Below are 19,193 nucleotides of genomic sequence, written 5' to 3'. Positions count from 1 at the left end.
TTTTCTTAAAAAATCAACTTAAAACTTCCTTAGAAAGTATGTCTCCGATTTCATCCTCCGACATAATCTGATAAATATATGCCCCCGACATACGGATACCGTTAATCAATTCCTTCGTTACTTCTGAGACATCATCACTGATAAATAGGATACACAGATGATTGCCTCCTGCCATAACCTTTAAGGCAGTTAAATAAACTTCCTTGGTAAGCAGATGCGTAGCCGCAACCACAAACATTCCTTCTTCACCGCGGACAATTTTGTCCATAATCATATCCTGCACCGGCTCTTTTGCTATAAAATTCAACTTCGCACAGGTTTTATAAAAAGCATTAAACTCTTCCTTAGAGGAGATATTAATCTGTTTCCTGCCCTCCATATCATATATAATATGGGATGCTATTCCCCTAAGGGCATAATAATTAGCGATGGCCAGTACACTTTCAATTATTTTATCTTCTATCGCTACGACCTGGAGCTCCTCTTCCTTCACCTTTCTAAGATCCATATATAAAACAATCTCAGCTTTCGGCCTATGATAATATTTTCTGCTCATAAGTTCATGAACCTTAGCGGTTGCTTTCCAATGTATCCTCTTTTTGTTATCTCCCTGGTTATAATTGCGAAGCTCTGTATCCAATTCCTCTTCTGTCTGGTTACTATGACGAATCGGATTTTTGACATCCACCTGAGGTGGGGCAATACCCAGTTGTTCTAATGGAACAACTCTTGGAAGAACAACTACTTTTAACTTAGAACTTAAGGGGTAGGTGATAGTAAAGAGATATAAAAAATCTGTGACCTCTATGGAATCTACACCAACATAATACTCTCCTCGGTAATTACACTTAATCCTTGTCTCCATCTTTTCACTTTCATTCGGAAGCAGACTATACTCTGTGCTTTGACCGGTATCCTCTATCTTTGATTTGTCACTCAAAAAATTAACCTTCACATTGCGAAATGTGACATAATCCTCATTAGCGATTACAAAAGAATATTCGGTCCAGTCTCCCTTAACAACCAAATAATTATTCATGGATTGATAGATCTTAAATTGAAAATACACATAAACAGTATAAAGAAAGGCTATGATTGGTATCAATATAGATAAGTAAAAAAGTGCATAGGGAATATTGCCTCCGTAATACGAGGCAAAGACACCACACCCTATGATGATAAGAGCACAAATCAACCGATTTATTTTCATGTAAACACAACCTTACTATGTACTAAGAAAGCACCGGAATGGGAATCTTAGAAATGATGTTTTTCAGCACTTTCTCCACCTTCGTTTGAGATAATCTAGCTTCCGGAGATAAAATAATTCTATGAGATATCACCGGATTGATTAAACGGATGATATCATCCGGAATGCAATAATTCCTTCCTTCCACATAAGCCATGGCCTGGGATGCTCGAATTAATGCTATAGTAGCTCTCGGACTCGCACCCAGAGAGATATTATTATCCTTTCTTGTTTCCTGAATCACCTTTGTAATATAGGAAACCAGATCCTGACCGATTTTCACCTGCTCTACTTCCTTCTGCATTTGAACTATCGTTGCCCCATCTACTACATGCTCCAGTTTTTTCACTAACTGATTGCTTAAAAAGCGGTCCGCCATAATCTTTTCATCGGAAGCAGAAGGGTAACCGATGGATATTTTCATCATAAAACGATCTAACTGTGCTTCCGGTAAATTATAAGTACCAAGATAATCAACCGGATTTTGAGTCGCTATCACCATAAATGGTTTCGGAAGGGGATAGGTAACACCATCCACCGTAACCTGCTTTTCTTCCATGGCCTCCAATAAACTGGCTTGCGTCTTTGGTGATGTGCGGTTAATTTCATCTGCCAAAATAATATTATCCATGATAGCACCCTTGGAATATTCGAACTTTCCGGTCTGCATATTATAGATGGATAAGCCGGTTACATCACTGGGCAGAGTATCCGGTGTAAACTGTATTCTTGTAAAACCACAATGAATTGTCTGAGCAATGGTTTTGGCTAAAGTAGTTTTACCGACACCCGGAACATCCTCTAGCAGTAAATGTCCTCCGGCCAGCAGGGTAATTAAAGCAAATTCAATGGCTTCTCTTTTTCCTACGATGATTTGCTCCATGTTATGTATCATCTCATTAATCTTCTTTTGATTTTCCAATCCCTGTTCACCTTCTTTTTATATTATAGTGTAGCTTTCCATTATTATACTTTATATGTTACGTCCTGTGCAAGGTAAGAATTACAGTAGTTTTTGTAATAATTGCATAAAATTAGAGCAAAAGGTCTGTTGGAAAGAAAGCTTTTGGGGATGTGACATAACACAGGTTGAAGGACACAGCATCGATTATATCTGCCATTATCGTACAACTCTGTTCACTAAATCGGTTATAATCGGAATTGTGTCTGTCAAAGAGTGTACTACGAAAAAAAAGTTGTTAAACACAGCTCTGTCTCTAACAACTTTTTTCGTTATATCGTATGCTTTTATTATTGATAACGGTAATAATAATGCTTTTATATACTATGTTATATATTGTTATATTCCTATGTTATACAGAAGTAGGAATTATCTTCTGTTACTTAAAAATAAATGATCCTATATCCTTTTAATTAAACCATTTAATAAAATCACGGTATTTTTAATCGCCAGCTCCTCAAACTCCTTATAGGACATCTCAGCGCTGTGGTCTGCCTTATCGGATATCGCTCGTATAATTAAAAATGGAATTTGGTTTAAAGATGCAGTTTGGGCGATTGCCGCTCCTTCCATCTCCGTACAGTAGCCGTTAAATTGCTTAACCAGCCATTCTTTCTTTTCTGAATCGGAGATGAACTGATCTCCACTGACAATTCTTCCAGTGTGAACGCCTAGGTTCGAAAGTTCTTCCCTGCAGACCTCTTTGGCCATTGCAAGAAGCTCCGGATCTGACACAAACACGGACTTCTCCATTCTTGGAATAACACCTACTTCATATCCAAATCCGGTCGCATCCATATCATGCTGCAGAGCGTCGGTAGATAATACGATATCCGCAATATCAATTTCATTCCTTAAAGAACCTGCCACTCCGGTATTAATCACTGCTTCGATCTGATAATGGTCCGCCAATATCTGTGTACAAATAGCTGCATTTACCTTCCCAATTCCACTTTGAACTACCACTACCGGTTTCCCTTCGAGCAATCCCTCATAAAAATCCATGGATGCTATTCTTTTCACCTTTGGCTCCTGCATCCGGCTCTTTAATATATTAACCTCTTCCTCCATTGCACCGATGATTCCGAGTTTTAACATCTCCCTACCTCCTAATTTCTTATCCAGCATACTCTCTTCTTCATCTTTTATATATCAGTTGATTTGGACGGCGAATAAAAACAATACGCTAGTATTAGGAATATTTTAACCGAAACGTGTTTAAAATACAACCGGAAGAATCCATCTTTGCTTGGTAAGTTCCCACAGGATACCCGCGGCATCTTTCCCTATTAGAACTTGTTTGTAGCTGTAATCATACTTTAAGCTATCCATAAATCACGTCAGCTCTCCGAGTAATTAAACTGCTATTTTTCTTTCTTACTTTGATAAATGTGTGTAATAATCGTCTCCATCGGCATCTCCTTAATCGATATATCTGTAAAATCACATAGAGCCGAAAGCCTTGAGATAAAATCATTGATTGCGATGATATCTAAATCAACGCTTACGGTTATACTCAGCTCATTTTTCCTTTCCAGAATGCTGACACCCTCCATATCTAATTGATCAATTGGGCTATGCAGCGTCAGCTCAACAATCTTTTTCGCCCCTAAAACCTTTCTTAAGCTATGAATGGAATCATCGAAGACCTTTTCACCGTGATTTATGATTACCACATTTCGTGCCAGCTGTTCCACGTCCTCCAGGTCATGAGTTGTAAGAATAAAGGTGGTGCCCCGCTTATTCATCTCAAGAATAAACTCCCGAATTTTTTGTTTTGCAATTACATCCAACCCAATCGTAGGCTCATCTAAGAATACTACCTTCGGTTGGTGGAGCATTGCCATGATAAATTCACATTTCATCCTCTCACCCAGGGATAGTACCCTGGTCGGTCTAGTAATATATTCTTCCACATTAAAAAGCTTGGACATAACTTTAATCCGTTCTTCATAATCCTGATCCGATACCCCGTAGATTGCTTTATTCATACGAAATCCGTCAATCGGCGGAATGTCCCATATTAGCTGTGATTTCTGCCCGAATACGGCTCCTATCTGATGTACATAGGTTTTTCTATCCTTTGTAGGGTTATAACCCATTACCTCAATTTTACCGTCTGTGGGATAAAGTGTTCCAGTCAGCATCTTAATTGTTGTCGATTTACCGGCACCGTTCGGTCCTAAGATTCCGATAATATCCCCTTCCTTCACCGAAAAGGATATATTATTCACCGCCATGACAGGTACCTTCTCCCGATGGAACAAGGATTTCACACTATCCTTAAAACCACTGCCTCTTTTATATGTATCGTATCTCTTTATTAAGTTTTCTACTGTTATGATGTTACCCATGTTCAACCTCCAACGCCTTGATATAGGCGAACCATATGCCGGTATAATGTAATACCTAAAATCAAAAATACTATACAGGGAATTAAAATCAGCATCATCTTGATATCACCCTGTCCAAGTAAAGCCGTTGCCGGAAAATAACCAATCATCGCTACCGGAATGACTAGTGTTGTTATCATAAGAACTGCCTTCGGAAAGATACTCTGCGGATACTTTCCAAAGCTGCGTATGCTATCGAATATCTCCGGAATACGGGAATTCCCTACCCATTTGAAAGAAGTAGCTGCCATCAATAGAGCTATTCCCATCATGACGGACAATCCGATTAAAAATAATACTATAAATTGCAACCACATAAATCCGGTGGGCAACGCAATATGGCTTAAGGCTACGATAAAGATCGTTAATCCTCCGATAAACAGACCAACCGCATCAATGGAAAAGGTCCTTGCCATCAGGAGGAACATCGTATCCACAGGAAGAATTAAAACCATCTCTAAATCTCCCTGTCTAACGTGACCCATTGTAGCCCATAAAATACCATGAAAGGTCATGTCTGCAATTGCCATAGACATCGTAAAAACTGACTGAATGAGTAGTACCTCATAAACTGTCCATCCTTCAAACCCGGCCCCAGAACCATAGATCAATATCGTAATGAGAGGAAATAGAATATCTCCGATCAACATAATAATACAGTTTAGAATAAAATTCAGCCGGTAGGTGGATGCCGCGGCAAAAGCCACCTTAACACATTCTCTATAAATTAATATATATCGTTTAATTTTCATCCTGCGTCCTTCCTGCGAAATCTTATGCCCCTACACCGTTAAAGTGTTTGATCGAGGCTTTATAAATAACTTCACTTAGTAATATGGTGAATGCCACTGCGATGCCCTGTAACCCTACAATTGTAGGAATCTCCATCTGAATTCCTGCCAAAGAGAACTCCCCGGTAAACACCATAACCGGTACATAGGACATATACGGAAACGGTAGGAAGAACAACGCTTTTTGAAGGCCCATAGGAAAAAACACCAAAGGAATAAACACCCCGGAAAATACGCCGGATAAAAGATCAAATACCCGTCTGATTCCAGACGACTGTGTAAACCAAAAGGCTGTCATACCTAGAATATAGTGCACATAAAAATTCATCAGAAAAGCCAGTGCAACTGAAAGAAGGGTCCAACCAAAATGCTTCGGCACCATATGTATCCGGAATAGTAATGTAAATATAAAATAGCAGGGGATAAATTCAAAAATCAAACCTAATACCCTATGGCCTACTTTTTGTGAGAAAGCAAAAAACCGGTGGTGAATTGGTCTAAGGGCAAAAGTAAGAAATCTCCCTGTTCGTATTAGCATCTGCAGATTCCAATCCGCAAAATCCATGGTGAGATAACCAATCAGTGTGGATGCACCAAAATAGGTTATCATCTGGGAAAGCTCCATTCCGTTTAACTCTGTCCGGTTTCCATAGGCAGCCGTCCATATAAAATACTGAACGATAAAATAAACGGGGCCCACAAATATGGATACCATGGAATGCGTACGGTAGGCACTCCATTCCTTATAAGTAACTAGGGCTACCGCTTTCATAACCTCTATTTTATGTCGTATGTACTTCATGTTTACCTCCATGTCATAAAAACTCCCAAAGCCGACCTTCTAAGTACATATAACGAGACATACTAACTGTTCCTGCTCATTCTAGCAAAGAAAGGTTATTAGCATTAGGTACTTCTCTTCTTCGGGAGTTTCATAACAACATTTCTTATGTTACACTATAATTATATTAACCCTGCCCACATCACAGCGGCCGCATTATAAAGCGGTTCCGGACTCCATACATCATCAACGAAGGGAATAAAGAAGGCAACCACTAATTTCTCTACCGGATCAATGATAAGAGCACATCCGCCCGATCCTTCATGAAAATAAGTGCCCTTCGAGTAGATGCACATATCAGTGCAACGCATATCCGGTCCTAGTCCATATTCCCGGTATACACCGCCGGCATTCCAGCAATAATCCTTAATATGGGGTGCGGTATATAAAGTAGTCATCTTCTCAATGGCTTTACGTCCTAAGATTCTGACTCCGTCGATATAACCGCCCTGTTGAAGCATTGTGCCAAATTTGCATAAATCAGACGCAGTTGAATAGATCGCACCTCCGGTCTGAGGTATCTTATCCCAGAACTCTTCCCTGTCATCTTCAAAGGTTCCTGCAAGTATTTCGTTTATAGCCTTTTCTCTTCTTTCATTCGGTATATTCGTTCTTGCTATAATTTCAGGCCTCAAAAAATCAAAGCCGGTATCCTTAAGTCCGCAGGGCTTTATGATATGCTCCGTAATATAGTCGTTGGCAAATTCTTTGCTGACTCTTGTAATGATTTCACCCAAGATGACAAAGCCAAAGCTGCAGTAAGCCCATTCCTGTCCCGGCTTCATTCGCATTCCGCTTTTTAAAGCTGCTGCAATCCAGTTCTTCCCCTTATCCTCTACGATAAAATCCCAGGGTGACTGAAAGTACTTGTTCTCAAAGCAGCCGGGATCCGGATGTAAACCTGAGGTATGGGTAAGCAGATGAGCTATGGTAATATCATAAAAAGGCTTTTCATTAAACTCATCAATAATTTCACCAACTCTTTGATTGACTCTCAGTTTACCGTTCTCCACCAACTGCCAGATAGCCACGGTTGTAAAAAGCTTCGTTATGGATGCGATTCTTTGAATGGTATCCGGCCGATGCTCTCTTATATCCTCTTGCCTAAAAGAAAGCTTACCGACAGCAATATCGGCAAATACCTTACCGTCTCTTGCCATACAATAATTCGCAGCGATTATTTTCTTCTGCGCTATCATATCTTCGAAATGCTTGGTTACAACTTCCAATCTTGCAGGATCATAACCTACTTCTTCCGGTTTATATTTTGTTTCAAAGCTTAACATATCATTTCCCCCCTACTGTTTGTTTTATAAATATTACCAATGTAATATGTTGACATTATACACTTTATTCCAAAAATGTAAATGACTTTCTTATCAATATTATTCTCTTTATAGTTGAATTCTTGAGTCACAGTTGAATTTCTGCATCTTCAATAAAATAAAGTAATAATTAAAACCTGATCCGGTTCGATTCATAAAATTATAGATGAAAGAAAAATGGCTATAATTCTAATAAAATGATAATATAAAGTTTACTATATAAGCTAAAATTGTCAGTAACAAATCATAGTAGCAAAAAGAAAATATTTGCAAATTATGAATAGGTGAGATAAAATGTACTCGATTATAATTGGATTACATAGAGTAGAACAGGAATTATATGAGCGAAAGGAAAAGCAGACATGATATATAAGACAAAAGGGGTATGCAGTAGTGAAATAAACTTTGAAATAGATGAAAACAGTAATACGATTAAATCTGTACAATTTAAGAATGGTTGTGCCGGTAATGCCAGTGGATTGTCCAAGCTGCTCGTTGGAATGCCGGTAGATGATGTGATAAAGAAACTTGAGGGGACTACCTGTGGCTTTAAGTCCACATCCTGTCCGGATCAATTGGCAATCGCGTTAAAGAATTGGAGGTCTATATAATGAAGCGGATTGTGTTAACCGGAGGCGGTACTGCCGGTCATGTTACTCCATGTATCGCGCTTTTACCGGAGTTAAAAAAAGAGGGGTATGATATTCATTATATCGGTTCTTATCAGGGAATTGAGCGTAAGCTGATTGAAGAATATGATATTCCTTACCATGGTATATCCTCCGGAAAGCTAAGAAGATATTTTGATTTTAAGAACTTTTCCGATCCCTTTAAGGTAATGAAAGGTTTCTTGGAAGCGCGTAAAATATTAAGAAAACTAAAGCCGGATGTAATCTTTTCCAAGGGCGGTTTTGTTACCGTCCCCGTGGTTCTGGCATCCAAAAAATATAAGATTCCCGTCATTATCCACGAATCGGATATAACTCCGGGACTTGCGAATAAAATTGCAATTCCCGCCGCCAAAAAAGTATGTGCTAACTTTCCAGAAACGATTAAATATCTACCTGCCGATAAGGCTGTTCTTACAGGGACACCCATTCGTAAGGAGTTATTTACCGGTAATAAAATCGGTGGTCTTGATTTCTGTGGCTTCACAGCCAACAAACCGGTAATTCTTATCATTGGAGGTAGTACCGGATCCCGCGCAATCAATGAGGTAATTCGCGGTATGCTTCCGACACTTTTGAAGGATTTTCAGATCGTTCATCTCTGCGGCAAAGGTAATATTGACGATAAATTAAAGGCTATAAATGGCTATGTCCAATTTGAATATATACGCAGTGAACTAAACGATCTTTTTGCTGCTGCAGATCTGGTGATATCCAGAGCCGGAGCCAATTCCATCTGTGAGCTTTTAGCTCTTAGAAAGCCTAATATACTAATCCCTCTACCACAGGGTGCAAGCCGCGGCGATCAGATTCTGAATGCAGAATCCTTTGAACACCAGGGTTACTCTTATCTGCTTCGGGAAGAGGACTTAACCGTTAGCAGTTTACTAAAGGCTATCAAAACAGTTATGGATTCAAAACTGACCTATATAGAAGCTATGAATAAAAGCGAATTAAACAATGCAATCGGTGCAATTATTCAACTGATTAAAGAACATACGTTATAAAAAGAAAAGTATAAATAATGGGACTGTAAGAAACCTACTATATTTTCCTTGTCCAAAGACATTTGATAAAATGTTACTCCGGAAGATATATCTGTTTCATTACAGCCCCTTATTAATATCCATTATGTCGTATATTATGTTTGCATTCTTTGAGTTTTTTATTAAAACTTATCTCAATTATAATTTCTATTATTATTTCTTGTTTTTTAAATACCCTTTGCTATGGCATCCGCTATTTGTGCCGCTTCCCCATCTTTATAGCTACCCTGGGGCCAAGTTACGTTAACCGTGTCTTCCTCACTTCTGGGTATTAAATGAATGTGAAAATGATCCACTGTCTGACCTGCTACTTCACCATTGTTTTGCAAGAGGTTTAAGCCCTCACAACCAAGTTCTGCTTTCATTGCTTTCGCTACCTTCTTTGCTACAATTAACGCCTTGCTTGCGGATTCTTCCTCTAGCTCATATAAATTCGCTGCATGTTTTTTCGGTATTACAATTACGTGTCCTCTGGCAGCCGGAAAAATATCCATAATTACTTTAAAATCTTCGTCTTCGTATACGGTTGCTGAGGGGATATCTCCGGCTATGATTTTACAAAAGATACAATTATCCTGCATCATTACAACACCTCCATTGTCGATTGTTGCGTTACGCTTTTTATTGCATAATTTTCCAAAATTTGATATTATCTTTATGTTACTAAAATTATGAGAGATAAGAAGATCAACATAAATCCTTTGATTTTTCTGTTCTGCTTTCTTCGTTTAAAGGGGGAATATGAATGTATTCGGAAATTAATAATGATACAATCACTAATCTTATTAAATCCAATCCCGACTTTGAAGCTGTTATCCAAAAAATTATACAGGATAACAAGCAAACTACTACCATGTTTGTTCATGAACTGCGTAATCCTCTCTCCTTAATGAAAGGTACCCTTCAATACATAGAAGCGAAGCATCCTGAAACAAAAGATTTCAAATATTGGGACCAACTTCATGAACTAGTCCATGACTTGGAAAACATGATGGCAGATGCCTCCCTGTTAAATACCTGCAACAGTATTAAGAAAGAAAAATGTGATTTACTTTCTTTAATCAAAGGAATGAAAAATAATTTTATGCCTCAGGCCATCAATCAAAATATCGATTTAGATATCATCCTTCGTCCGGGCTGTGAGACTTATTTCTCTTCTTATGAATGTGACTGTGCTAAAATCAAACAGGTCTTATCGAATCTAATTAAGAATGCTTTTGAGGCAACTACACCAGGTAACTTCATTCATATTATCTTAGATTATCTTGCAGGAAATCAACAGATACCACAAAAGCTTTCGATTCAGGTTAGTAATAATGGGCTTCCCATACCGGAAGATGAAATCAACAGTATCTTTATACCCTTTGTCACTTATAAGAAAGGTGGAACCGGTGTCGGTTTAGCCGTTGTTAAAAAAATCATAGATCTTCATTATGGCAGCGTTAGTGTGACTTCCAAGGAAGAAGAAACCTGCTTCACCATTCTGCTTCCTCTATAAGATGTTAAACTGAAATACCTGATCAAAGGTTCTAAGTGTCTTAAAATTACCTTTCGCGGTTAAATCACCGGACATAAATGCTCCTTGGAAGGTAATACGACCCAATACCAATCTGTTCATTACATTATGAGTGGTTTTCGCAATTACATCTGCATCCTGTTTCTCTCCATAATAGCATTTTAAACGCTTATCATTAATCTCAACAATCAGAGTTTTTTTGATATCAGTTATGGTAATGGAATAGGATGCAACAAAATCATCTAATGGATGAAAATTATCCTTTAAATTCTTAATAAACTCTTGTCCTGATTCATTTTCCCCGCTATCAAGCATTTCCTTAAACAGCTGTGTCAGCTCTTCAATATCTTCCTTTTGTTTTTTCACATAGGTATCGTCTGATACATACATAGAGAGCTGCTCGCTTTCCTGTGGTGTCAGAACAATGGAATTATTTCTCAGGACATTTTGTTTTATCGCTGCATTACTGGTCGGCAACATTTTGGTCTTTTGATTAATCATACGGTAAAAGGCTTCTGCTTGTTTCTCAATCAGTTTCGCATAATCTAAATTCGTTTCAAAATCAACATGATCATCCACATAAGCACATAAGCCGTTACAGGGTATTCCGCCAAGAATTTCCCATGCTTTCATTAGGGTAAGCTCTGCATCCCTTTCCCCATAGGTACTGGCCATTACCACCGGTAACATATAAAGCTTACTAAGCTTCTCTTTATCAGCATAGAGCCAACAGGCATCCAGAAACTGCTGCATCAGGCCACCTATGCCCATCCATTCCACTGAAGTGGCAAGGATAACACCATCCGCTTCCTTTAATGTCTTAGGCAGCATGGCAATCGTATTCTTCTCTTCAAAAAGATTGTATCTGGTCACTTGAACTCTGATTTCTTCTAAAACCGATGTAAGTTTACTCATTACATAAATGGTGGGATCTTCAATTAACCCCCTACCACCATAATAGATATTTATCTTCATGGGCTTACCTCTCCTCCTGCCGTCTTTCATTTAATCTCTTTTGATTATTCTAAGATATACTTCTTCTTTGGTTTCCGATATAGGACTACAGCTAACAATAATCCGGCCATAAAACCACCGATATGGGCGGCATTATCAATTCTCGAACTGAAAAAACCTCCATAAAGGCTAAATATTGTAAATAGTATAATTTGCCTGCTGCTGATATCTTCTAAACGCCCTTTATTAGCGATAAGGATATAAACCATCGCGCCAACAACACCAAAGATGGCACCGGAAGCACCTACAGAAAAAGTATAGTTATAACCGTCTTTTCTCATATTATAACCGATGGAGGAAATCCCTGCAATAATTCCCGAACCGAAATAAAACAGTAAATATCTTATCTTTCCTGCCGCCCTCTCCAGATTATCTCCAACAAAGAATAAAACAAGCATATTATTAATTAGATGAGAAAAATCCGAATGCAAAAACATAGAGGTCAGGATGCGATAATATTCTTCCTCTTCCTTAACAAAATACCAGGAAAGGGCTCCCCCGGCTATGGCCTGATTACTTTCACCAAAGATGTGTGTATGATAAACAGCCAGATAAATTAAGATATTTAGTAAAATAATAATAGTATTAAACAAACTTAGCCAACCAAGCTTAACACCGTGGTACGAATCCGAAGACCGGTTTTGTTCATTCTCTTCCTCATTGTAATAGTCAATGTACGGATCAATCGTCTTATACTCATTATTTGGATTGTTATCCGCCTTCATTAAGGTTGTATCGTAAATTATAGTATCTTTCCCTCTGCCATCACCGTTATTACTTAATTGATCTCCTGAGTTATTCCTTTTCCATAGCTCCCGATACTCATCCTTATCCTCCATGGTATGTCTGTCTTGCTCTTTCTCATACCCGTTGTCATTTCCGGAGTTATACTGTAATATCTGCTTGTTATAATATATCTTATCGATTAAATCTTCTATGATTTGTTTTATACCATAATAATCGGTTGACTGGTTTTCATAGATAAGTAATCGGGCCTCATCTACGTTGATTAACCAATGAACATCCATATCAACGCACAGATGCTTTACTTTATCCGGATTCCCGGTAAAAATGATACTTAGAAGATGCGATTCCTGATACCCATGTTCCGTAAATTTGGTCTTAATCTGATTGAGTATTTGTTTATAGTCATCTTCTGTTATCTCATCTCCTTTATAAACCCGAAAAAGAGCCACAATAATAACTCTGCTGCTATCCGGCAGATAAAGCAGAGCGATATTATCTGTGCTAAGATTCACTTTCTTATATCCCATAAGAATTAATTGATTTATCAAACTGTCTGCTATTCTCATCTTAATATCCTTTATTTTTACTGTTCTTTACTCTTCCCAATCAAAGGAGCGTTTTATCGCTTTTTGCCATCCTTTAATCAAACTGCTTCTTTTTTCACCGTTCATATTAGGTTCAAAAGTCTCTGACAATGACCAGTTTTTCTTAATCTCCTCTTTATCCTTCCAAAAGCCCACAGCCAGACCTGCCAGGTAAGCCGCTCCAAGGGCTGTGGTTTCAATACACTCCGGTCTATGCACTTTGGTCTCTAAGATATCTGCCTGAAACTGCATTAAGAAACGATTTGCGCAAGCACCACCGTCCACCTTCAGAGACTTTAAACTCATTCCCAAATCATTTTCCATGGATTTAAGTACATCATAGGTTTGATAGGCTATTGACTCTAGGGTTGCACGAATAATATGCTCTCGGTTACTGCCTCTGGTAATCCCTACAATAGCTCCTCTGGCATATTGATCCCAGTAAGGGGCACCCAGTCCTGCAAAAGCCGGTACAACATACACTCCGTTGGTATCCTCAACTTGCGTTGCATATTTTTCACTTTCTGCTGCCGTACGTATCAGTCTAAGCTCATCCCGCAACCATTGAACGGCTGCACCGGCAACGAAGACACTTCCCTCTAAGGCGTATTCTGGTTTATTCGTCGTACAAGCTGCCATCGTAGTTAATAATCCATGCTTTGATTCTATTGCTTCATCCCCGGTGTTCATAAGAAGAAAACATCCTGTTCCATAGGTGTTCTTTACCTCACCTTTTGTAAAGCAGCATTGACCAAATAACGCGGCCTGCTGATCCCCTGCTGCCCCGGAGATTGGTATTTCCTCACCGAAGATGGAACGATCAGTATTCCCATAGATACAGCTGGATGGTTTCACCTCAGGAAGCATGTTTTCCGGAATATCCAGCTCTCCTAGAATCTTCTTATCCCACTGTAGCTTCTTAATATCGAACAGCATGGTTCTGGAAGCATTGGTATAATCCGTAACAAAGGTTTTTCCCTTCGTAAGGTTCCAGATCAACCAGGTATCCACCGTACCAAATAAGAGGTTTCCCTTGCTGGCTTCTTCTCTGGCCCCCGGCACATGTTCTAACATCCATTTTACCTTAGTCGCTGAAAAGTATGCATCTACGACTAAGCCGGTACATTCTTTAATATAGGTTTCCACTCCATTCTTTTTTAATTCTTCTATATAACCGGAGGTACGACGGCATTGCCACACAATGGCATTAGAAATCGGTTGTCCGGTATGTTTATTCCATACAATGGTTGTCTCCCTTTGATTCGTAATACCGATGGAGGCAATCTCCTCTGCGCGAATACCTAACTTTGCCATAGCTTCTGTCGCTACGGAGACCTGGGAGGACCATATCTCCATGGGGTCGTGCTCCACCCAGCCGGGTTTTGGATAAATCTGAGTAAATTCCTTCTGTGCAATGCTTTTCATCTTTCCCTGTTTATCAAATATAATGCATCTGGAACTGGTGGTTCCCTGATCTAGTGCCATAACATATTGTTTCATCAAACACTCCCCTTTTCAATATATTAATAGAAAACACTTCTTAACATCTTCTTAGTTTCTTCTATACCATATACCTCATAATATTCCCTTAAATTTTCTTTATTCACTATGAATTATTTTCATAAATAATGAGGTGACCTTAATGTATCTTCTTACTTAAATCATTAACATAATTGTACCAAACAAATCCCAATATTTACAATGACATATTAAAAATAAATAAATATATCCAGAATCTAAGCATGTTTTCGCGAAAATAAACCCGTCTGAGAAGTTGATATCCAATCGGGTTTATTTATGGTGGAGCTATTTATTTCTATCTTTATAAAAATATATAATAGTTATTGTATCTCAAAACGATACTTTATATTGGCAAATGCAATTTCATCTCCTTCTTTCACTTCTATTGGTTGATATGTTGGAACGGATTCCTTATTGATAAAAGTTCCGTTGGTTGAATTTAAGTCCGTTAAGTAGAAGCGGTCTCCTTCCATAGTCAGCTTTGCATGATATCGACTAACCACTTCTTTTTCCAGACAGTAATCCACATTCTGCTTAAGTTTCCCGATAAAAAAGGGGAATTCTGTTATATGAATTGCATCATAAGTTGTCTCTTCCACAGGTTTTAAGAAATATTGTATCCTTTGGTTTATTTCACTTAACAAACAGGTTGGGTTATCATCCTCTTCGAATTGATTTTGATTATACTGCGCTTTCTTATTCTTCTGCTTTCTTTGTTCAGCGGAGTAGAAGTCCTGATGATAGACTTCCTCCTCATCCTTGATATGTAATCTTTTATCTGTGGTAATAGGTTTCTCCAAAGCCTCTTCCTCCGGTGCTGTATCCTCCAAGGGATTTATATATTCTTCCATTGGAACCAGCTTCGTAATTTTATTCTTTTTATCCCATATAATTTTCATAAAATAACTCTCAATGCAACAAATGATCAAAAGCAATGCACAAAGCTTACTAACATCGATATGACTACCCATCGAATGATAAATTATTTTTGAAGTAAATCCTATGAATATAAGTATTATGCCGAATAAAGCACCGGCAGCACTAAGAAGATAAGTTTTAATCGGATAATATGATATCTCTTTCTCCCCTGTCACCATCTCTTTCATAACCCCTAACCCATGCTCATTATCTGTACACGGAGGCATATTGTTTTTATTCATAAGTCTGTTGATTGGTGGTCTCTTATCTTTCTTCGTAGATGTATCATTGTCTAACACTTTTATATTATTAGGTCCTTCCTGATGCATCGATACAAGTGAATTTTTATCGACTTTTGTATTCTTAGCCGATGCTTCTTGTAAGTACGATGTTTCTTCTATGTACGTTGTTAGATCCGATTTTAACTGGTTTTTTAGTTCGTAAAAGGCATAGCCCTCTTCCTTACTGATGGCATATAGGTTATAAACCAGCATTACAACCTCTTTATCGTTATAGTCGATTCGATTCATGAGATACTCCAACAACTGGCTCATCTGATTTTTTATGTCTTGTTGATAGCCGGGATAATAGCAAAGCGATATCTTATTCGTTACCAAATCAACATAGATAAATTCTGAAGATAGAATTATGTCATCCTCATTCAAGAGATACTCATAAGTCAGTTCTATTGCATTCATAATTCCCAGCAATAAGTTTCTGGCATCATAGGCGTTCATATTGTTTTTCACAAACAACTGATTTAAGGATTGTTTCGCCGTAATGTCATAGTATATAAAATTATGATTATCAATACATCGTAGTTCTAACATAAGAAGCCCTTCCATGTTATTCTTACTCAGCATCTTTATACAATACGGTTGCGTTTCGCTATCTTTACTTTGTTGCAACACCATATATTTATGGTGTAGATCCTTCCTATACTCTGCATTCATGTAATACACTCCTTAGAATAACTTTGATGATAAACCCGTTTTTCATTCATTAAGTTACACATCGATTACGTTCTGATCTTAATCCCGATTTTATATAAGACGGTTTTCGCTATTTTATTATCTTAAGAATCTTATTCATTTTTTCCTTCCATGCATCGAACCCCTTGATTTTAGATCCGGTTTCTAAGATAACCTCTGCCATCCGTATGGTTTGGGTCGGATTATGGACAGCTCCTTCGGCTTGTATCACCAACGCTCGATCTGGATTAAAAAAGTCTTTTATACCCGGTACCGGTATCTTGATATCCGCCTCTACAATTATTTTAATTTTGTTATGACTGCAATCAACTTTTATATTATATATCGTTGTTATAAACAGCCCTTTCTCAAACTGCTGAAACAGATAATATCGAATCTTAGTTTCCTCTTCCTCTGAATTACCAAAGAGAAGGTAAAAGACCCCTCTGTCATTTATATGTTCATAATCTATTTCCTCTGAATCGATGTTTCCAGCATGTCTTATTATCTGTCCTGCCTTGAAAAGAGTATTATTCGTTATTCCTTGAAGCTTACATCTGTCATGAAGATAAAAGGAAAGATATATAAGAAATAAAATCACTAAGATTATCACAGGCATAATGAGTGCCGCTTCAATTGTCAGACTTCCCTCCCATTTCTTCTTCATAAGAAACTCTCCTGTAAAAGTTAATAATTACTCATCCTAGTACCTAAATTCATGTTCGTCCCAGAGAGCCTACTTCTTCCCTAACCTCATTTATGACAAAATAAGATCCTCCCGCAAGGAGTTATTACTTAGCAAACTGCTATATTGCTTTCATATGCATATTAGCGCCTATCTAACTCCTATTACGGTTACGATATACCCAAGCAATAAAAACGGAACAAAGGGTATGCTGGTCTTACGATTTGCCCGTTTTAGAGCCAATAACCCTATAGAAACTATAGCTGCAGCTAACAGCGCTAGGGCAAACAACTCTATGTTTGTCCAAAACCCTATGCCCATTCCTGTTACGCAGAGTAAAATCCCATCTCCTATTCCAATCTTACCTTTGGTTGCCTTGCTTATAACAATGACGCCAACTCCTACCAATACACCTCCGATTCGTTCCGGGATAGAAGGGGTTATGCTAAACGGAATTAATGCAACTAATAATGCCATACAGGGGATAAGAAACCAGGTACTAATCTTTTTATGAAAGCCATCTTGGATTGCACATAAGAGTAACAGTCCCCCTATAATAAATTTAATCATTGTATCTGCCATAATTGTTCTCCCTTTATGATACGTTGTATTTTTTATCCTTTACACTTTATTCATTCTTAATATCCTCTTTTGTGTAAACATATCATATTTAATCTAATGTATCTAATTCTTATACTTTATTCGAGTAGTTAGGCTAACGTAAGAACAACCTTACCTAAACCTTGCCTAATTATTGCCGTTTATCATCTGCCGCAACGTTTACAAGGCTCTCTTCCCTCCACCTCAGATAATAATACCTTCGTTACGGTCCTTTTTATCTTAGGACAATCTTTTTTTGTGTGATATCTCTCACCGTACGCGGTAATATAATAAACCAGGTTATATAGTACATCCGATGAGCAACATATTTCGCAGGGATAATATTTTCCTCCGCTTTTATTTCTACGCTCCGTTGGCACATAAGATATCTCTTCAATGGATAATTTAATATGGGAGCAGTTCATGTTCTTATGATAGACCGAACCCGTATTCGTGATATAGACATAAGTCTCATCTTCTTCCCCTTCGGTTTCCTTTCTATAACATGCCGGAACCCGATGTCCATTCCAGGCTCTAAGCTTTACCCTTTGTATCAGTCGTATGTCTTCTAATCCAAATAGTTTCACAGGTATTCTGATACGGTATCTGACAACGATATCTATACAGTCCGAAGAATCCAAAACCTTAGATTCGTAAAAGCTAAGACCGTTAAATCCATCTAAAACGGCGGAGTGATTAACAATCTCTGCATCCAGATAAGCTTTTACCATTTGTTTTAAAAACGTACCCTCCAACGCAGCCTCAGTGAGGGCTTTCAACTCATACTCTATTTCATAGCCAAAATCAGAGGCATCATAGCTTTCAACCTCATCTGGGCCTGTAAAATCAGAGTAGAGATAAGATGATTTTGCCAAACTAAGCCCCATTCTAGTGATCCCCTGTTGAATGTGTTCCTGCACGGTAATAATCTGAATAAAATAGATGATCGCTATAAAAAAGTACAAAAACACCGGTAAAACGATAGCAGCTTCTATCGTTAGAGAAGCTTTTATCCCACTGCCTCTGGCAGGTGGCTTTTTATGACAGGAAATAAATTTATATAATCTTAACTTTTCTTTCATTTTCCTACCTTTTTAGTTCTGCCAATCTCTAATAGAAAACATATAATTAATTATATATACTTTTATTGCTATTGGTTATACCATGGTTACTACTAAAATCATCTACAAACGCCTTGTAGAGTAGTTATTGGTGCTAAGCTGATATTACAGACGAAATTAATGATATTTCGGTTTGTTATTAACGCATTGATGGCACGGGATGTCCGTTCTTCTACATGATATTGATTTTTAAGCAAATGATTTCTTGGAGAGAGATTTATTTGATTTATTTTTTAGAAATG

At 38.0% G+C, this 19,193-nt stretch carries 18 protein-coding genes; 3 read left to right on the top strand and 15 right to left on the bottom strand.

Going from position 1 to position 19,193, the window contains the following annotated elements; translation table 11 throughout:
* Positions 1 to 13 precede the first annotated feature (13 nt).
* The 7 genes from I5677_RS09020 to I5677_RS08990 form a co-directional block, all read right to left on the bottom strand.
* Positions 14 to 1,210: a DUF58 domain-containing protein gene (locus tag I5677_RS09020; protein ID WP_197661261.1), complete on the bottom strand. Its 1,197-nt coding sequence runs from the start codon at positions 1,208 to 1,210 to the stop codon at positions 14 to 16.
* A gap of 22 nt (positions 1,211 to 1,232) precedes the next feature.
* Complete coding sequence (locus tag I5677_RS09015) at positions 1,233 to 2,171, bottom strand: AAA family ATPase (protein WP_197661260.1); 939 nt, start codon at positions 2,169 to 2,171, stop codon at positions 1,233 to 1,235.
* A gap of 438 nt (positions 2,172 to 2,609) precedes the next feature.
* Complete coding sequence (locus I5677_RS09010) at positions 2,610 to 3,308, bottom strand: 5'-methylthioadenosine/adenosylhomocysteine nucleosidase (RefSeq protein WP_197661259.1); 699 nt, start codon at positions 3,306 to 3,308, stop codon at positions 2,610 to 2,612.
* Between the two features lie 266 nt (positions 3,309 to 3,574).
* Positions 3,575 to 4,564: an ABC transporter ATP-binding protein gene (locus I5677_RS09005; protein ID WP_197661258.1), complete on the bottom strand. Its 990-nt coding sequence runs from the start codon at positions 4,562 to 4,564 to the stop codon at positions 3,575 to 3,577.
* 2 nt (positions 4,565 to 4,566) lie between these two features.
* Positions 4,567 to 5,355, bottom strand: a complete 789-nt coding sequence (locus I5677_RS09000; protein ID WP_206762688.1) for an ABC transporter permease — start codon at positions 5,353 to 5,355, stop codon at positions 4,567 to 4,569.
* Between the two features lie 22 nt (positions 5,356 to 5,377).
* Positions 5,378 to 6,196 (bottom strand): ABC transporter permease, encoded by an 819-nt coding sequence (locus I5677_RS08995; RefSeq protein WP_197661257.1) that lies wholly within the window; start codon positions 6,194 to 6,196, stop codon positions 5,378 to 5,380.
* Between the two features lie 161 nt (positions 6,197 to 6,357).
* Positions 6,358 to 7,521, bottom strand: coding sequence for a serine hydrolase domain-containing protein (locus tag I5677_RS08990; RefSeq protein ID WP_197661256.1), 1,164 nt, complete (start codon positions 7,519 to 7,521; stop codon positions 6,358 to 6,360).
* Positions 7,522 to 7,922: 401 nt separating this feature from the next.
* On the opposite strand from I5677_RS08990, the gene I5677_RS08985 reads away from it, so the two are divergent.
* Positions 7,923 to 8,171, top strand: a complete 249-nt coding sequence (locus I5677_RS08985) for a TIGR03905 family TSCPD domain-containing protein (RefSeq protein ID WP_197661255.1) — start codon at positions 7,923 to 7,925, stop codon at positions 8,169 to 8,171.
* Positions 8,171 to 9,235, top strand: coding sequence for an undecaprenyldiphospho-muramoylpentapeptide beta-N-acetylglucosaminyltransferase (locus I5677_RS08980; RefSeq protein ID WP_197661254.1), 1,065 nt, complete (start codon positions 8,171 to 8,173; stop codon positions 9,233 to 9,235). Before I5677_RS08985 ends, I5677_RS08980 begins: the two co-directional genes overlap by 1 nt.
* 206 nt (positions 9,236 to 9,441) lie before the next feature.
* On the opposite strand, the gene I5677_RS08975 is transcribed toward I5677_RS08980, so the two are convergent.
* Complete coding sequence (locus I5677_RS08975; protein WP_197661253.1) at positions 9,442 to 9,858, bottom strand: HIT family protein; 417 nt, start codon at positions 9,856 to 9,858, stop codon at positions 9,442 to 9,444.
* Between the two features lie 161 nt (positions 9,859 to 10,019).
* Here I5677_RS08975 and I5677_RS08970 point away from each other — a divergent pair, with 161 nt between their 5' ends.
* Positions 10,020 to 10,772 carry a sensor histidine kinase gene (locus tag I5677_RS08970; protein ID WP_197661252.1) on the top strand — a complete coding sequence of 251 codons (753 nt, stop codon included), beginning with the start codon at positions 10,020 to 10,022 and terminating at the stop codon, positions 10,770 to 10,772.
* Here the strand turns inward: I5677_RS08970 and I5677_RS08965 are convergent.
* From I5677_RS08965 to I5677_RS08935, 7 genes are all read right to left on the bottom strand, one after another.
* Positions 10,767 to 11,765 (bottom strand): SCP2 sterol-binding domain-containing protein, encoded by a 999-nt coding sequence (locus I5677_RS08965; protein ID WP_197661251.1) that lies wholly within the window; start codon positions 11,763 to 11,765, stop codon positions 10,767 to 10,769. The genes I5677_RS08970 and I5677_RS08965 overlap by 6 nt on opposite strands.
* A 44-nt stretch (positions 11,766 to 11,809) precedes the next feature.
* Positions 11,810 to 13,117: a rhomboid family intramembrane serine protease gene (locus I5677_RS08960; protein ID WP_197661250.1), complete on the bottom strand. Its 1,308-nt coding sequence runs from the start codon at positions 13,115 to 13,117 to the stop codon at positions 11,810 to 11,812.
* Between the two features lie 27 nt (positions 13,118 to 13,144).
* Positions 13,145 to 14,635 carry a glycerol kinase GlpK gene (gene glpK / locus I5677_RS08955; RefSeq protein ID WP_197661249.1) on the bottom strand — a complete coding sequence of 497 codons (1,491 nt, stop codon included), beginning with the start codon at positions 14,633 to 14,635 and terminating at the stop codon, positions 13,145 to 13,147.
* A 341-nt stretch (positions 14,636 to 14,976) separates the two neighbouring features.
* Positions 14,977 to 16,527, bottom strand: a complete 1,551-nt coding sequence (locus I5677_RS08950; RefSeq protein ID WP_197661248.1) for a DUF6382 domain-containing protein — start codon at positions 16,525 to 16,527, stop codon at positions 14,977 to 14,979.
* 109 nt (positions 16,528 to 16,636) lie between these two features.
* Entirely contained in the window at positions 16,637 to 17,212 is a 576-nt protein-coding gene (locus tag I5677_RS08945; protein ID WP_197661247.1) for a TadE family protein, read from the bottom strand.
* Between the two features lie 168 nt (positions 17,213 to 17,380).
* Positions 17,381 to 17,812 (bottom strand): prepilin peptidase, encoded by a 432-nt coding sequence (locus I5677_RS08940; RefSeq protein ID WP_197661246.1) that lies wholly within the window; start codon positions 17,810 to 17,812, stop codon positions 17,381 to 17,383.
* 182 nt (positions 17,813 to 17,994) lie between these two features.
* The gene (locus I5677_RS08935; protein ID WP_197661245.1) at positions 17,995 to 18,912 is read right to left on the bottom strand and encodes a hypothetical protein; all 918 of its coding nucleotides are present in this window, start codon (positions 18,910 to 18,912) and stop codon (positions 17,995 to 17,997) included.
* Between the last annotated feature and the right edge of the window lie 281 nt (positions 18,913 to 19,193).

Origin of the sequence: Mobilitalea sibirica (assembly GCF_015999265.1) — a bacterium.
Classification (GTDB): Bacteria; Bacillota; Clostridia; order Lachnospirales; family Lachnospiraceae; genus Mobilitalea; species Mobilitalea sibirica.
Note: the sequence above shows the minus strand (reverse complement) of the source record. Positions and strands in the feature narration are given on the sequence as shown.

Coding starts and splice junctions, on each gene's coding strand:
- I5677_RS09020 (WP_197661261.1), bottom strand. CDS start 1,210: ATGAAAATAAATCGGTTGATTTGTGCTCTTATCATCATAGGGTGTGGT.
- I5677_RS09010 (WP_197661259.1), bottom strand. CDS start 3,308: ATGTTAAAACTCGGAATCATCGGTGCAATGGAGGAAGAGGTTAATATA.
- I5677_RS09005 (WP_197661258.1), bottom strand. CDS start 4,564: ATGGGTAACATCATAACAGTAGAAAACTTAATAAAGAGATACGATACA.
- I5677_RS09000 (WP_206762688.1), bottom strand. CDS start 5,355: ATGAAAATTAAACGATATATATTAATTTATAGAGAATGTGTTAAGGTG.
- I5677_RS08995 (WP_197661257.1), bottom strand. CDS start 6,196: ATGAAGTACATACGACATAAAATAGAGGTTATGAAAGCGGTAGCCCTA.
- I5677_RS08990 (WP_197661256.1), bottom strand. CDS start 7,521: ATGTTAAGCTTTGAAACAAAATATAAACCGGAAGAAGTAGGTTATGAT.
- I5677_RS08985 (WP_197661255.1), top strand. CDS start 7,923: ATGATATATAAGACAAAAGGGGTATGCAGTAGTGAAATAAACTTTGAA.
- I5677_RS08980 (WP_197661254.1), top strand. CDS start 8,171: ATGAAGCGGATTGTGTTAACCGGAGGCGGTACTGCCGGTCATGTTACT.
- I5677_RS08975 (WP_197661253.1), bottom strand. CDS start 9,858: ATGATGCAGGATAATTGTATCTTTTGTAAAATCATAGCCGGAGATATC.
- I5677_RS08970 (WP_197661252.1), top strand. CDS start 10,020: ATGTATTCGGAAATTAATAATGATACAATCACTAATCTTATTAAATCC.
- I5677_RS08965 (WP_197661251.1), bottom strand. CDS start 11,765: ATGAAGATAAATATCTATTATGGTGGTAGGGGGTTAATTGAAGATCCC.
- I5677_RS08960 (WP_197661250.1), bottom strand. CDS start 13,117: ATGAGAATAGCAGACAGTTTGATAAATCAATTAATTCTTATGGGATAT.
- glpK (WP_197661249.1), bottom strand. CDS start 14,635: ATGAAACAATATGTTATGGCACTAGATCAGGGAACCACCAGTTCCAGA.
- I5677_RS08950 (WP_197661248.1), bottom strand. CDS start 16,527: ATGAATGCAGAGTATAGGAAGGATCTACACCATAAATATATGGTGTTG.
- I5677_RS08945 (WP_197661247.1), bottom strand. CDS start 17,212: ATGAAGAAGAAATGGGAGGGAAGTCTGACAATTGAAGCGGCACTCATT.
- I5677_RS08940 (WP_197661246.1), bottom strand. CDS start 17,812: ATGGCAGATACAATGATTAAATTTATTATAGGGGGACTGTTACTCTTA.
- I5677_RS08935 (WP_197661245.1), bottom strand. CDS start 18,912: ATGAAAGAAAAGTTAAGATTATATAAATTTATTTCCTGTCATAAAAAG.